At 66.8% G+C, this 14,099-nt stretch carries 14 protein-coding genes, 1 tRNA gene and 1 pseudogene; 9 read left to right on the top strand and 7 right to left on the bottom strand.

Annotated features, from left to right (window positions below):
• Positions 1-3: 3 nt before the first annotated feature.
• Positions 4-774 carry a DUF998 domain-containing protein gene (locus ACZ9CK_RS03210; RefSeq protein WP_476049217.1) on the bottom strand — a complete coding sequence of 257 codons (771 nt, stop codon included), beginning with the start codon at positions 772-774 and terminating at the stop codon, positions 4-6.
• Positions 775-814: 40 nt separating this feature from the next.
• Complete coding sequence (locus ACZ9CK_RS03205) at positions 815-1,855, bottom strand: hypothetical protein (protein WP_426302317.1); 1,041 nt, start codon at positions 1,853-1,855, stop codon at positions 815-817.
• A 178-nt stretch (positions 1,856-2,033) separates the two neighbouring features.
• On the opposite strand from ACZ9CK_RS03205, the gene ACZ9CK_RS03200 reads away from it, so the two are divergent.
• Complete coding sequence (locus ACZ9CK_RS03200) at positions 2,034-2,279, top strand: hypothetical protein (protein ID WP_426302316.1); 246 nt, start codon at positions 2,034-2,036, stop codon at positions 2,277-2,279.
• Positions 2,280-2,394: 115 nt separating this feature from the next.
• On the opposite strand, the gene ACZ9CK_RS03195 is transcribed toward ACZ9CK_RS03200, so the two are convergent.
• The 3 genes from ACZ9CK_RS03195 to ACZ9CK_RS03185 all read right to left on the bottom strand — a co-directional run bounded on the left by ACZ9CK_RS03195 (position 2,395) and on the right by ACZ9CK_RS03185 (position 5,200).
• Positions 2,395-3,915 carry a putative bifunctional diguanylate cyclase/phosphodiesterase gene (locus tag ACZ9CK_RS03195; RefSeq protein ID WP_426302315.1) on the bottom strand — a complete coding sequence of 507 codons (1,521 nt, stop codon included), beginning with the start codon at positions 3,913-3,915 and terminating at the stop codon, positions 2,395-2,397.
• The gene (locus ACZ9CK_RS03190; RefSeq protein WP_426302314.1) at positions 3,912-4,316 is read right to left on the bottom strand and encodes a DUF7793 family protein; all 405 of its coding nucleotides are present in this window, start codon (positions 4,314-4,316) and stop codon (positions 3,912-3,914) included. Before ACZ9CK_RS03190 ends, ACZ9CK_RS03195 begins: the two co-directional genes overlap by 4 nt.
• Positions 4,317-4,417: 101 nt before the next feature.
• The gene (locus ACZ9CK_RS03185) at positions 4,418-5,200 is read right to left on the bottom strand and encodes a DUF998 domain-containing protein (RefSeq protein ID WP_476049216.1); all 783 of its coding nucleotides are present in this window, start codon (positions 5,198-5,200) and stop codon (positions 4,418-4,420) included.
• 169 nt (positions 5,201-5,369) lie between these two features.
• On the opposite strand from ACZ9CK_RS03185, the gene ACZ9CK_RS03180 reads away from it, so the two are divergent.
• The 3 genes from ACZ9CK_RS03180 to ACZ9CK_RS03170 all read left to right on the top strand — a co-directional run bounded on the left by ACZ9CK_RS03180 (position 5,370) and on the right by ACZ9CK_RS03170 (position 6,270).
• Positions 5,370-5,442, top strand: a tRNA-Arg gene (locus tag ACZ9CK_RS03180).
• 1 nt (position 5,443) lies between these two features.
• Positions 5,444-5,887 (top strand): DUF6314 family protein, encoded by a 444-nt coding sequence (locus tag ACZ9CK_RS03175; RefSeq protein ID WP_476049215.1) that lies wholly within the window; start codon positions 5,444-5,446, stop codon positions 5,885-5,887.
• The gene (locus tag ACZ9CK_RS03170; RefSeq protein WP_476049214.1) at positions 5,884-6,270 is read left to right on the top strand and encodes an NUDIX hydrolase; all 387 of its coding nucleotides are present in this window, start codon (positions 5,884-5,886) and stop codon (positions 6,268-6,270) included. Before ACZ9CK_RS03175 ends, ACZ9CK_RS03170 begins: the two co-directional genes overlap by 4 nt.
• Positions 6,271-6,342: 72 nt before the next feature.
• Here ACZ9CK_RS03170 and ACZ9CK_RS03165 read toward each other — a convergent pair.
• Positions 6,343-8,257, bottom strand: a pseudogene (locus tag ACZ9CK_RS03165) (ABC transporter ATP-binding protein).
• Positions 8,254-9,918: an ABC-F family ATP-binding cassette domain-containing protein gene (locus ACZ9CK_RS03160; RefSeq protein WP_476049213.1), complete on the bottom strand. Its 1,665-nt coding sequence runs from the start codon at positions 9,916-9,918 to the stop codon at positions 8,254-8,256. Before ACZ9CK_RS03160 ends, ACZ9CK_RS03165 begins: the two are co-directional and overlap by 4 nt.
• A 182-nt stretch (positions 9,919-10,100) precedes the next feature.
• On the opposite strand from ACZ9CK_RS03160, the gene ACZ9CK_RS03155 reads away from it, so the two are divergent.
• The 5 genes from ACZ9CK_RS03155 to ACZ9CK_RS03135 all read left to right on the top strand — a co-directional run bounded on the left by ACZ9CK_RS03155 (position 10,101) and on the right by ACZ9CK_RS03135 (position 14,078).
• The gene (locus ACZ9CK_RS03155; RefSeq protein ID WP_426302308.1) at positions 10,101-10,823 is read left to right on the top strand and encodes a hypothetical protein; all 723 of its coding nucleotides are present in this window, start codon (positions 10,101-10,103) and stop codon (positions 10,821-10,823) included.
• Positions 10,820-11,521, top strand: a complete 702-nt coding sequence (locus tag ACZ9CK_RS03150; RefSeq protein ID WP_426302307.1) for a hypothetical protein — start codon at positions 10,820-10,822, stop codon at positions 11,519-11,521. The genes ACZ9CK_RS03155 and ACZ9CK_RS03150 overlap by 4 nt, the downstream gene beginning before the upstream one ends.
• Before the next feature lie 270 nt (positions 11,522-11,791).
• Entirely contained in the window at positions 11,792-12,607 is an 816-nt protein-coding gene (locus tag ACZ9CK_RS03145; protein ID WP_426302306.1) for an amino acid ABC transporter substrate-binding protein, read from the top strand.
• 15 nt (positions 12,608-12,622) lie between these two features.
• The gene (locus tag ACZ9CK_RS03140; RefSeq protein ID WP_426302305.1) at positions 12,623-13,288 is read left to right on the top strand and encodes an amino acid ABC transporter permease; all 666 of its coding nucleotides are present in this window, start codon (positions 12,623-12,625) and stop codon (positions 13,286-13,288) included.
• On the top strand, positions 13,275-14,078 hold the full coding sequence (locus ACZ9CK_RS03135) for an amino acid ABC transporter ATP-binding protein (protein WP_476049212.1): 804 nt from the start codon (positions 13,275-13,277) through the stop codon (positions 14,076-14,078). The genes ACZ9CK_RS03140 and ACZ9CK_RS03135 overlap by 14 nt, the downstream gene beginning before the upstream one ends.
• Positions 14,079-14,099: the final 21 nt, after the last annotated feature.

Raw genomic sequence — 14,099 nt, 5'->3', positions numbered from 1 at the left:
CAACTACCGGGCTGCCGTGGCGAGCCTGCGGAGCCTCCGGCGTTCGCCGTGCACCCGGTAGGCAACCGTCAGGCCCACCAGGGACAGTCCGAGGATGATCGGATACGCCATGGTCCGCTCGATGGCCCCGGGTTCGTCTACGCGGAGCGATGCGGCCAGCACGAAGACGGTGGCGCCGAGCGAGACCATGCCGAAAAGCAGCACCATCCAGGACATGCTGCTCCGGCCGAGCCACACAAGGCCGAGGATCGCCAGGGCCAGCGGAGCGGCGATGAAGTAAAGGCCGGCTCCTGTCAGGTGCCATGCCAGTTCCGTGTCCTCGGGGATGAGGCCGACCATTGCCTGCCCGATTCCCGCCACCAGGATCAGGGCCCTGACTGCCCCGGCGGCCAGCCAGGGAATGTTCCCCGGACCGGTCCGGATGGCCCGCTGTCCGGGCTGGGCTGCCACGGACAGGACGGCGGAGCTGAGCAGCACCGCGCCGAGCACCATCGCAACGCCCTGGAGCACGAAGGAGGCGTTCATGAGCCAGTTCAGCGGGGAGCAGACTTCGTGGCCGTTGAAGACAGTGCATTTCGCGGCGCCGAGGTCGCTGATCACGTGGGAGCGCCTGTCGTACGACGGCGTACCCTGCCACGCGGCCATGGCCGCGGCTTCGACCACGAAGTAGTGGATGAGGCTCAGGGAGGCCCAGGCACCTACCAGTTCACGCCGTCCGGCGAGGTCCGGCAGCAGTGCACGGTCGCTCGCCCGCGGGGTACCCGCCGTCGTCATAGCGCCAAATATAGACCCGCGCCGTGCGGCGGGCGAAGGGTCAGGCCGTCGGGGCGTCCGCGTCGCTGGACAGCAGGGCACCGGCCTGGGCGGCGCGCTGGTGGGCGCCGGCCGTCTCGAAGTACTCCATGGACCGCCTCACGCTCAGCTCGGCGGCCTTCCGGCGCCCGTCCGAGGCTTCCGCCCGCGCGAGGAGCAAGTAGGCCTCCCCCGCGGTCTGCGGCGGGAGCTTGTCCGCGGACCCAGTGACTTCGTTCAGGAGGACGATCGCAGCCGGGACGTCTCCGGCCAGGAAGGTCCAATGGGCGCGGACGTAGCGCAGCAGGAGGATGTCTTCCTCGCTGCCACCAACGATGTCCGTGGCAAGCTCCGCGCGCTCAATGCAGCGAAGCGTCCCGGTATCTGCAACCCCGGCGGCAAGGCGCATCGCCGCCGAGGCCTTGTTGAACTTCGCCCAGACATCGAGGTTGCTCGACGGCGAAAAGGTGTCGGCAGCGAGTTCGTGGTGCTCCAGGCCTTCCTCGACCTTGTTGCACAGGAAGGCGACGTTGCCGATCACCCAGTACGCCTTGCCTGCCAACTGGTCGTCCATGTCGTCCGAGATCCGCGCGGAAAGCGCAAGGGATTCTTCCCAGGCCTCTTCGAGCTTGCCGGACTCGGCGAGCGCCGCGATCAGGGCCTGGCGGGCGTGGACTTCGAACTCCGCATCGGCGTCGTCGCCCAGCAGGCCGACGGCGGAGCGCGCCGCTTCCGCGGCATCGTCCAGGAGCCCGCTGCCCTGCACGGACTTCGCCAACAGGATCAGCGCCCTCGCGCGGTCCCGGGATGAGGCATCGCCCAAGGGTGTTTCCGCCAGCGTCCGGGCAAGGTCTGCGGCTTCGCCGACGTTCCCGGCGTCCAGCAGGTTCTCGGCTTGGAAAAAGGCCATGTTCCACCATCCGGAGGCGTCGCCCTCCTGGCGGGCAGTTTCCGCCGCGTTTCGCGCGCTGTCCGCTGCCTTGGCGAATTCGTGGCTGGCCCTGTATTCCCTGGCGCGCAGCTCTGCAGCTGCATAGGACGGTGTCCCCCTGTTTTCCGACATGACCTCATTATCCCGAAATAGGCAGTGCATGGTTCCGGCTGGGACGCCCGCGAGGCATACCATTTTCCCCGGAAATCGTAAACCCAATCTAGTGACACGGCGTGTCGCAAATCGCTATACTAACTACGTTTCACTCCGTTCTCTTGCTTCACATCAGTCACCTATCAGGAGCGCTCGTATGAAAAGAACCATCGCCACTTTCCTTGCCGCTGCCGCTCTTGCGGTGGCCGGGTTTTCCACGTCGGCGGCCATTTCGGCAAATGCCGAGCATTCCGGACAGGATACCTCCATCGCCGGTGGCTGGTGGCCCAACTTCACGCAGAGCTCCGTAGAAGCCGGCGGTTGGTGGCCGAACTTCTCGAACAGCTCCGTTGAAGCCGGCGGCTGGTGGCCGAACTCCACAACCACCGGGAACGACATCTAAGACCAAGCACAGTTGAGGCAAGCAAGGGCGCCGGATCACCTCCGGCGCCCTTCGCATTGCCCGGGCGCTTTCTCCGCGTGCTCCGGATCAGGCACCCCTCGAAGCAGGCACGGCTTCAGGCGCGGCCCAGCAAGCGGACGAAATCCGCAGGAGGCACCGGCCTGCTGAAGTAGTAACCCTGGCCGCTGGCACATCCGAGCCAAGACAATTCCGCTGCCTGTTCGGCGGTCTCGATTCCTTCCGCGACCGCTTCCATTCCGCAGGCGTGGATCAGCTGCAGCACCGCGGCGACGAAATCCCTCTGGCCATCGTCCGTACCCAGTCCTTCAATGAGCGAGCGGTCGATCTTGACGACATGCACCGGCAGGTTGCGCAGGTAGCTGATCGAGGAATACCCCGTGCCGAAGTCGTCGATCTCCAACTGGACGCCAAGATGGCGCAGGCCGGACAGGGAGTACCGGTCGAGATCGGAGCCGTTGACAGCCACCGATTCCGTGAGCTCGATGACCAGCTTCGAAGCGTCGACGCCGGTTTCGGCGAGTGCGTCACGTACCCGCTCGATCAGTTCCAGGCTTCTTAGCTCGGTGGGGGAAATGTTCACCCGCATGCTGAAGTCATCGACGAGTCCCGGGGTGTCCAGCCAGCTGCGCAATTGCCTCAGGGCTTCACGAAGGACCCAGTCGCCGAGTTCGACAATAAGCCCGGTTTCCTCGGCCAGCGGGATGAAATTGTCCGGCATCAGCAAACCCCGTTCAGGGTGGTTCCACCGCACCAAGGCCTCGGCCCCTTCGAAGCGGCCGCTGCTGAGCTCCACCACGGGCTGGTAATAGAGAACCAACTGGTCCGTCCGGATCGCCTCCCGCAGTTCGGTGATCATCTGTCCCTGCAGCCGGCGTGCATGCAGCAGCGCCGGTTCGAACACCCGGACCGTATTGCGCTTCTCTGCCTTGGCCGCATACATCGCGGTATCGGCTTCCATCACGAGTTCGTCAACGGATTGCCCCGGCTCGGCGACCCTGAGCCCGATGCTGGTCCCGCAAACGATCCGCAGGTCTCCGATCTCAATGCTTTCCGCCAGGGCACGCAGAATCCGCTTGGCCACACCACGGGCCTGCACCACGTTCGATTTGGGCAGCATCACCGCGAACTCGTCCCCGCCAAGCCTGGCAACGACATCACCTTCACGGACAGCGTCAGCGAGTCGCTTCGCAGTAATCCGCAGCACGTCGTCGCCGGCACTGTGGCCCAGCCTGTCGTTGACGCCTTTGAAGGAATCGAGGTCCAGGACAAGCAACGCCGGCGGCAGTTCGCCGTGTGCGGTTTCGGCCAGTTCGTGGCTCAATTTCCGGTTGAGGGCCGTACGGTTGGCAAGCTGCGTCAAGGGATCGGTCAGGGCCATCCGTTCAAGCTCGATCTGGGCCTCGCGGAGCATCGCCGTCCGGGTCTCCACCCGTTCTTCAAGCTCGCGGTAAACGGCCTGGAGGTCGTCGGCCATCAGGTTGATCCCGGCGATGACGGCGGCAACTTCATCCCGCGGACCGGAAAGCGGGATCCGCGTGCTGAGGTCGCCGTCGGCTATCCGGATGACCCCTTCGACAAGCGCCAGGAGGCGCGGGTCCTGCGACTCAGGATTCACAGATAACCTGCCAACCACTCCCGGGCCGCAGCCTCGGAGGCAAAGAAGCGCGCAGGGATGGACTCCGGAGTGGCCCTCAACAGGAAATGCGCCAGCACACGGTCCACCGGGGTCTCCCCCACAAGGGCGAAAGCCGAGACCGTTTCAGCGGCGGCATAGACGGCGCGTGCACCGTCATTGATATCCAACACGCCCGTCAGGGTCATCAGCACGGGGCGCTTCCGCCCGTCCGACATTGCCCGCACTACGGCAGCCGCGGCTTGGGCTTCCGGAGCACGGACCTCCGAGCAGACAGGAAGGACGACCTCGACTATGCCGTCGTCAGCCAACTCCACCTCAATCGTCCCGGCGCTTCCCAGGTCCGTGGCTCCTTGATGGGGCGCGATCTGCTGATTGCTCATGGGTCCCGGATCCTGCCGTGGCGATGGTTTTCCTGCGGCTCCGACTCGCCATCTGTCTTGTCGGCGCCTTGCAGCGGTGGACCAATAGTAAGTCACTCCTGTCACATCCGCTCCTTTCTGTCCCAGGCCGCGGCGCGGGCAGCGGTGCGCCGGACCCGCCTCACCCGGGTGGCAATCAGCAGGCCGGCCGCGGAGAATCCGACCGTCAACGGGTAGGCCATCAGCCGCTCCAAAGTGCCGGGTTCGGGCAGCTCCATACGGGTCACTGCGCCCACGATGAGCGCCCCGAAACATGCCGTACCGCAGGCAAGGAGGAACCAGCTCAATCTTGTATGGGGAAGCCACAGGAACCCCAGGAGCAACAGGGCGAGGGCTCCCCCGATGAAATACATGAGCGCTCCCGCGAAATGCCAGGGCGAGCCCAGGTCTTCGGGCACCAATCCCACAATCACCGTCCCCGCCCCGGCCGCCCCCGTCAGCACGCGGACACCGGCCGCCCCGCTCCAGCTCCGGCGGTACGCCGCATCCTGCAGGATACGCACTCCCGGCCGTGCCGCGATGCACAGCATTGCCGAGCCCAGCAGCAAGGCCCCCAGGAGCAGGCCCAGGCCCTGCACCACGAACGAGGCATTCATCAGCAGATGCAGCGGGGAGCAGACGTCCCGCCCCTCGTAGACCGCGCAGTTGATGGCGCCCAGATCGCTGATGAAGCCGGTGCGGCGATCGTAAGGGTCCGGAGCCGCCCAGGCTTCGATCACCGCCGCTTCGGCAGCAAAGTACTGCACCACGCTGAGCTGGGCCCACGCGCCGACGAGGGACCGGGGATTTCCGAGATCGGGCAGGAAGCTGCCCGGCACGGCCGGGGCGGAGATCTGCTTTCCCATCACGCCCCAGCCTACGTCCCCGCCGCCCCTAGGCTCGCTACGCTCGCCCAGGGAACCCCGGCGGCGTAGGCCCTGGTTGCGGGGTGTGTTCGGAGGCTTTGCCCGCAGCTTGTATGCTTAGATGCGTGTTCGGCGCCTGGCCAAATGAAGCAGGCTTCGTGCACCGCCCGCCCTCGTAGCTCAGTGGATAGAGCACGGCTCTCCTAAAGCCGGTGTCGTTGGTTCGATTCCAATCGAGGGCACTTGACTGACACCCAGCCCGTCCCGGATCTCCGCGCCTGGCTGGCCGGCGGCTGGACCGTGGAGCGCACCTTGTGGGACCGCGGCAGCGGCACCCGCGGAACCTTCACCGGCGTCGCGCATTACTCCGAAACCCCCGACGGCGGCCTCCACTACCGCGAGGACGGCACCCTCCAATGGGGAAGCCACAGCGGCCCCGCCTCCCGCGAATATGTGCTGCGCCCCGCGGACAGCCCCGACGCGATGGACATGTTCTTCCCTGACGGCCGGCCGTTCCACCGCTTCAGCTTCAGCCCGGACGCGGCGCATGACCGGCACTGGTGCGACCCCGACGACTACGCGGTGGACTACCGCTGGCTGGGCCCCGATTCCTTCGCCTTCAGCTGGGACGTGCACGGCCCGGCGAAGGACCTGCTGCTCGAATCCGTCCTGAGGAGGGAACCATGAGGGATCTGATCGTCGTCAGCGCGGTCTGCGTGTACGACGGCGCGGGCCGCATGCTGACGGTCCGAAAGCGCGGCACGGACAAGTTCATGCACCCCGGCGGCAAGCCGGAGCCGGGCGAAAACGCCGCCGAGGCGGCGTCGCGGGAGCTCGCCGAGGAGGTGGGCATCCGGATCGCCCCGGGCGAACTCGAACCGCTGGGCGTCTACCTGGCCACGGCCGCCACGGACATCCAGGCCACCGTTTTCACGGCGCCCGGCACCTGGGAGGCGCACCCCTCGGCGGAGATCGCCGAGATCCGCTGGCTGGAGCTCGGCAGCGAGCTGCCGGAGGACCTCGCCCCGCTGCTGACCGAGCACGTGCTTCCGGCCCTCGCCAAGCAGTAGCCCGCCCAACTAGCTCGCAGTTAATGCCGTTCTGAGCGCTCAAAACGACATTAACTGTCAGTCAGTTGGGACTCACAGCTCGGGAACGGCCTCCTGCGCCACCGCCGTCGCCTCCGCGAACTGGGTGTTGTACAGCTCCGCGTAGCGGCCGTCCGCGGCGAGGAGTTCGGCGTGCGTTCCGCATTCGATGATCCGGCCGTCCTCCACCACCAGGATGGCGTCAGCCGCGCGGATCGTTGACAGCCGGTGGGCAATCACGACGGCGGTCCGGCCCTGGAGCGCCTCGCCCAGGGCCGCCTGCACGGCGGCTTCGCTCGTGGAGTCCAGTGCCGCCGTCGCCTCGTCGAGGATGACCACCCGGGGCTGGGCGATCAGGAGCCGGGCAATGGTGAGCCGCTGGCGTTCGCCGCCGGAGAGCCGGTAGCCGCGCTCCCCCACCACGGTGTCCAGGCCGTCGGGCAGCGAGCGGACCATGGTCTCCAGGCGGGCCCGGCGCAGCACGTCCCACATTTCCTCGTCCGTGGCGCCGGGCCGGGCCAGGCGGAGGTTGGACGCGATGCTCTCGTGGAAGAGGTGACCGTCCTGGGTGACCATGCCCAGCGTGTCCCGGAGCGAGTCGAAGCTGGCGTCCCGGATGTCCATGCCGGTCCCGGGGCCGTAGCCGCCCAGCCGCACCGTGCCGGAGTCGACGTCATACAGCCTGGACAGCAGCTGCGCCACCGTGGACTTGCCAGCGCCGGAGGAACCCACCCAAGGCAACGGTCTGCCCGGCCTCGACCCGGAAGCTGATACCGTGCAACACTTCTTCCCCGCCCCTGGTGTCCAGGATCGCCACTTCCTCGAGGGAAGCCAGCGACACCTTGTCCGCGGAGGGGTAGCCGAAGCGGACGTCGTCGAACTCCACCGCCACGGGGCCTTCGGGGATGGCGGCGGCGCCCGGCTTTTCCTTGATCAACGGTTCCAGGTCCAGGATCTCGAAGACCCGCTCGAAGCTGACCAGTGCGCTCATGATCTCGACGCGTGCGTTGGACAGCGCGGTGAGCGGGGCATAGAGCCGGGTGAGCAGCAGGGCCAGCACCACGACGTCGCCGGCCGCCAGCTGCTTCTGGAGAGCCAGCCAGCCGCCCAACCCGTAGACCAGGGCAAGCGCGAGCGCCGAAACCAAGGTAAGTGCCGTGATGAAGGTGAACTGCAGCATTGCCGTGCGCACGCCGATGTCCCGGACCCGGCCGGCCCGCAGCGCGAACTCGGCGGATTCGTCGTCCGGCCGGCCGAACAGTTTCACCAAAGTGGCCCCAGGGGCGGAGAAACGCTCGGTCATCTGGGTGCCCATGGCCGCGTTGTGCGTGGCGGCCTCGCGGCGGAGATCGGCCAGCTTGGAGCCCATCCGCCGGGCCGGAATGAGGAAGACAGGAAGCAGCACCATGGCCAGCACGGTCACCAGCCAGGAGGTGTTCAGCATGACCACAAGGGTCAAGGCGAGCGCCACCACGTTGCTGACCACACCGGAGAGCGTGCCGGCGAACGCAGACTGCGCGCCGATGACGTCGTTGTTGAGGCGGCTGACCAATGCGCCCGTGCGGGTGCGGGTGAAGAAGGCGATCGGCATCCGCTGCACGTGGTCGAACACCCTGGTGCGCAGGTCCACGATCACGCCTTCGCCGATCATGGAGGAAAGCCAGCGGGTCAGCAGTCCCAGCCCGGCCTCGGCCACCGCGACGATCGCGATCAGCACGGCCAGCCAGATCACCTCCCCGGCGCCGGAACCGGCGATGATCGTGTCCACCACCCGCCCGGCGAGCACCGGAGTGGCCACCGCCAGGATGGCCCCGGCGATCGAGGCCAGCACGAAGGCGATCAGCCGGCTGCGGTGCGGTTTGGCGAAGGCCAGCACCCGTTTGAGGGTCTCCTTGGAGAACGGCTGCGAGCCGCTCTTGGCCCGGGTGATGTTGTAGAGCGAGGTCCACGCCACGCGGTCCATGCTCATGGCTTTGTGCCTCCAGTTGCGTGTTGAAGTTCCGTGACCTGGCCGCTCTCCACGTGCCAGCGCACGTCCAGGCGGACGTTTTCGAGCAGGCGCCGGTCGTGGGTGACCAGCAGCAGCGCGCCGTCGTAGCTGTCCAGTGCCTCTTCCAGCTGTTCGATGGCCGGCAGGTCAAGGTGGTTGGTGGGCTCGTCCAGGACCAGCAGGTTCACGCCGCGGGCCTGCAGCAGGGCCAAGGCGGCGCGGGTCCGCTCCCCCGGCGAGAGCGAGTCGACGGTCCGGGAGGTGTGGTCGGCCTTCAGCCCGAATTTCGCCAGGAGCGTGCGCACCTCGGCGGTGGGCCAGTCCGAAAGGACCGTCTCGACGGCGGCCGCCAGGGTGAGGTGCCCGGCCAGCAGGCCCCGGGCCTGGTCGATTTCGCCGATGGCGACCGACGCTCCCAGGGAGGCCTCGCCGTCGTCGGGGCTTGTGATCCCGAGCAGGAGCCGCAGCAGGGTGGACTTCCCGGCACCGTTGGGGCCGGTGATGCCGATCCGTTCGCCGGCGTTCAGCTGGAGGTTGACCGGTCCGAGCGTGAAGTCCCCCTGGCGGACGACGGCGTCCCGCAGCGTAGCGACCACCGAACTGGAGCGCGGGGCGGCACCGATGCTGAACTGCAGCTGCCATTCCTTGCGCGGCTCTTCGACTTCCTCCAGCCGGGCGATCCGGGACTCCATCTGGCGCACCTTCTGGGCCTGTTTCTCGGCGGATTCGGTGTTGGCGGCGCGCCGGTTCTTGTCGTTGTCCGGGTTCTTCTTCATCGCGTTCCGGACGCCCTGCGAACTCCATTCGCGCTGGGTGCGGGCACGTGCCACCAGGTCAGCCTTGGTGCCGGCGTATTCCTCGTAGCGTTCGCGGGCGTGCCGTTTGGCTACGGCGCGTTCTTCGAGGAAGGAGTCGTAGCCGCCGTCGTAAACGGCCACGGAGTTCTGTGCCAGGTCCAGCTCCACCACCCGGGTGACGCAGCGGGCCAGGAACTCGCGGTCGTGGGACACCAGCACGGCCCCGCCCCGCAGGCCCTGGACGAATTTCTCCAGCCGGTCCAGGCCTTCGAGGTCAAGGTCGTTGGTGGGTTCGTCGAGGAGGACCACGTCGAAGCGGCTCAGCAACAGGGCGGCGAGGGCCACGCGCGCGGCCTGGCCGCCGGAGAGCCCGGTCATCAGGGCTTCATGTCCGGTCTCGAGGCCGAGCTCGGCCAGGACTGCGGGGATGCGTTCCTCAAGGTCCGCGGCCCCGGAGGCCATCCAGCGGTCGAAGGCCGTTGAGTAGTCATCCTCACTGCCGGGCGCGCCGCTGCCCAGGGCTTCCGCGGCGGCTTCCATCTCGATCGTGGCATCGGCACAGCCGGTGCGGCGGGCGATGTAGGCTGCCACCGTCTCGCCCGGGGTGCGTTCGTGCTCCTGCGGCAGCCAACCGACGAAGGCATCTGCCGGTGCCAGGCTCACGGTGCCTTCCTGGGGGCGATCAGCCCCGGCCAGGATGCGAAGAAGCGTGGACTTGCCGGCCCCGTTGGCACCCACGACGCCCACCACGTCTCCCGGAGCCACCGTCAAGGAGAGCTTGGAGAACAAGGTGCGGTGACCGTGGCCGCCGGACAGATCCTTGGCGACGAGTGTTGCAGTCATTGTTCAATCCTCTCACCGTGCCGGCAGCCGGGAAGGCCGATTCAGGGCGGGCTGCCTCCGGGCATGGAAGAACCCGCTGGTCCGGACTTGGGGGGTGTTCGGACCAGCGGGTTCGGGAATCAAGCATAATTCAATAGGTCCCGTTCGTAAAACCAGTCCCTTAGCAGATTCGAAAGCCGAGCATGTCACTCCCTTCCAAAGCGTTCCAGCGCTGGCTGCATGGAGTTGCCCCGGGCGTCAGCACTTCCGATGTCTGCAGGATCTCCGGATTGAAACGGACCACCCTGGCGCAGCAGATGGTCCGCGGCAAGGTGGCGGAGTCATCGCTGGTGCGGATCAGCCGTGCCCTGGATGTCAACCCTGTCTCCGCCCTCGCGTCCTTCGATTCCTACGCGGACCTTCGCGGCACTCCCGTGGCACCCACGGACGCCGAGCTCATCAGCCAGATCGCCACCATGGACCTGCTCCGCGCCGTCATCGCCCGGAACGATCCCGGGGCGCCGCAACGCTTCGGGCTGGCTTCCGCGCCGCACGAGACTTCCGTGCGCAACTGGGTGGAGGCGATCGACGACGGCGAGTTGCGGCACCGGGTCAGCCACGCCACCGGGATTGCCCCGCAGAACTTCTCCGCCCATCTGACAGCGAACCGGATGCCCCCGGAACTGGCCGTCGCCACGGCCCGGGAGGCCGGCGTCGGGCCCGCGGGCGGGCTGATCGCCAGCGGCCTGGTCAGCGAAGAGGAAGCCGGCTGGCCGCTCGGGGCGAGGCGGGCAGCCCTCGACCGGCTGGGCACCGGGGACCTGGTTACCCTCGCCGGGGAACGGCTGCAGGCGCTGGGCAAGTCCTTGCACCGCCAGGAACACGAAAGAAACCGCACCGAACGAATCTGGGAGAACCTGGGATGACCGCCCTCCTGCCGTGGCTGACACTCTTTGTCTGCATAGCGATGACAGCCGTGCGGGTTCCGAGCGCGATCAGGGGCCAGAACCGGGCCATGTTCTTCCTTTTCGCCCTGCTCTCCGTGGACATCCTGCTGAGCATCCGTGAGCCGTACCTTGCCGTGGACGCCGCGCTGGGCGGTTTCAACCTGGCCAACCTCCTCCTGCGCTTCATGCTCTACGGCACCTTCCTGCTGCTGGGAGTCAAGACCGCCGCCGCTTTCGGGTCGTCGGCTGGGATGCGTGCGATCCGCGGCCCCGCCGGCATGGCGGTGCTGCTGCTCGTTGCGGTGCTGACGGCCTGGATCTTCTTCGCCATGGAGACCAGCGGGTCAACGGCCGGGCTGTCCGGCCTTCCCCAGACTGCTTCCCTGGAAAGTTACGCCGCGCTGGGCCGGTTCTACCCCGGCTACGTGGCCGCCTGCCTGCTTCCCGGCATCTGGCAGGCTGTCCGCGGCTCCGGTCCTGCATTGTTACGCCTTGCCTCCGGCACCTTGTTCCTGGGCTTCTGTCTGCTGCTCCTGTCGCAGGGGTTCCCGTTGGTTCCGGAATCGGCGTCCTGGCTGCGCCCTGCCATCAACTACTCGGCCGCGCTTGCCAGCGCATTGGGCCTGGGTGGGATCTGGCTCTCGAAATCCCTTGCCCGGCGGACGGCCCGCGGATAACGTTTGGTGAAGAAATCCTAAACATACCGCGTAACCTCTTTCACAAACCCATTAGAACGTGCCACAATAATGATTGTGTGAATGAGACGCAGCCTGGCCCTTGAATCATGAACGGGTTTCGAGAAGCTGTGGCGCGGACAGGATCACCATTGGGGGGATGAGTGGTGGGCGGGCTGTTGGGGACCGCCCCCCCACTCAGCCTTTTTAACGGCTCTTCCGCAGGCCATGCCGATCCGGTTCAGGCAGAGACCCATGGCTAAGATGGCATTCATGAAAAGCCTGCTCACCCGCCGCACCGCGATCTCCGCAGCATTCGCCGCTGCCGCCCTCACCCTGGCCGCCTGCGGCGGAAGCCCCGCCCCCTCCTCCTCCGGTTCCGACACCTCCCTCTCCGATATCAAGTCCAAGGGCGAAATCGTGATCGCCACGGAAGGCACCTACCGGCCTTTCAGCTTCCATGAGGAAGGTTCGGGCAAGCTCACCGGTTTCGACGTCGAAATCGCCGAAGCCGTGGCAGCCAAGCTGGGCGTCAAGGCAAGCTTCCAGGAAACCCAGTTCGACGGCATCTTCGCCGGCCTGGACTCCAAGCGTTTCGACACGATCGCCAACCAAATTTCCATCAACGACGAGCGCAAGGCCAAGTACACCTTCTCCTCCCCGTACACGGTGTCCACCGGCGTCGTGGTGACCAAGTCCGACAACTCCAGCATCAACAGCTTCGGCGACCTCAAGGGCAAGACCACCGCGCAGTCGCTCACCAGCAACTTCTACAAGATGGCTGTGCAGGCCGGCGCCAACGTGCAGTCGGTCGAAGGCTGGGCCCAGGCCGCCACCCTGGTCCGCCAGGGCCGGGTCGACGCCACGGTCAACGACAAGCTGACGTACCTCGACTACGCCAAGGCGACCCCTGATTCCGGACTGAAGGTCGCCGCCGAAACCGAAGAGAAGACCGAGAGCGCCTTCGTCTTCCGCAAGGGATCCACGGAACTGGCCGCCGCCGTCGACAAGGCGCTGGCCGAGCTCCGCGCGGACGGAACCCTGGCGAAGATCTCGCAGAAGTACTTCGGCGCAGACGTCACCAAGTAACCGGCAGGCCCACGGATGACTTTCAACTGGGACCTCGTCTGGAGTTCCTTCGGGCCGATCGTCGGCGGCGCCCTCACCGGCACCATCCCGCTGACCCTGGCGTCCTTCGCCTTCGGCCTGCTTCTTGCCCTGTTGGTGGCATTGCTGCGGCTGAGCCCCAACAGGGTTCTCTCCGCCATTGCCCGGTTCTATGTCTCGGTCATCCGTGGCACTCCCCTGCTGGTGCAGCTGTTTGTGATCTTCTACGGCCTGCCCAGCCTGGGAGTGAAGCTTGAGCCCTGGCCCAGCGCCATCATCGCCTTCTCGCTGAACGTGGGCGGGTACGCGGCGGAGATCATCCGAGCGGCCATCCTTTCCGTGCCCAAGGGGCAATGGGAGGCCGGGCACACCATCGGCATGTCCGGTACGCAGACGCTGTTGCGGATCATCCTGCCGCAGGCCGCCCGGGTCTCGGTGCCGCCGCTGTCCAACACCTTCATCTCCCTGGTGAAGGACACCTCGCTGGCCTCCCTCATCCTGGTGACCGAGCTCTTCCGCAACGCCCAGCAGATCGCCGCGTTCAGCCAGGAGTTCATGGTGCTGTACCTCGAGGCAGCCCTGGTCTACTGGGTGGTGTGCCTGGCCCTGTCCACCGCGCAGTCGGCCCTGGAACGCAGATTGGACCGCTATGTCGCCCACTGATCCCGTTGATGCTTCCCTGGTGCTTTCCGCGCGCGGACTCACCAAGTCGTTCGGCAGCAACACCGTGCTGCGCGGCATCGACCTCGACGTCCGCCGCGGCCAGGTGGTGGCCCTGATCGGGCCCTCCGGTTCCGGTAAGACCACCGTGTTGCGTTCCCTCAACGGTCTTGAAGTGCCCGACGGCGGCACTGTTGCCTTCGGAGCCTCCGCCGGCTCCCCGGGCGGCAAGGACCTCGAGCTGGATTTCGGCGGCGCCGTGGGCAAACGGGACATCGCGGCGCTCCGGGACCGCAGCGCCATGGTCTTCCAGCACTACAATCTGTTTCCGCACATGACGGTGCTGAAGAACGTCACCGAGGGCCCCGTCCAGGTGCAGAAGCGCCCCAAGGCCGAGGCCGAGGCCGACGCGCTGCGGCTGCTTTCAAGGGTGGGGCTGGCGGAAAAGCGGGACGCGTACCCCTTCCAGCTCTCGGGCGGCCAGCAGCAGCGGGTGGGCATCGTGCGGGCCTTGGCCCTGAAGCCGCAGCTCCTGCTCTTCGACGAGCCCACCTCGGCCCTCGATCCGGAGCTGGTGGGAGAAGTCCTGAGCGTCATCAAGGAACTGGCAGAGGAAGGCTGGACCATGGTGATCGTCACCCATGAGCTTGGCTTCGCCCGGCACGTCGCGGACGAGGTGGTCTTCATGGACGGCGGCGTCGTGGTAGAGCGCGGACCCGCAGCGGAGGTCCTGGGCGCCCCGCAGCAGGAGCGCACCAAGCAGTTCGTCAAACGGATCCAGCACGAGGTCTGAACCCGCGGGGGGTGCGCCCGC

The sequence above is a fragment of the Arthrobacter sp. TE26545 genome, assembly GCF_056279005.1.
This window is presented reverse-complemented; position numbering and strand designations above follow the sequence as displayed.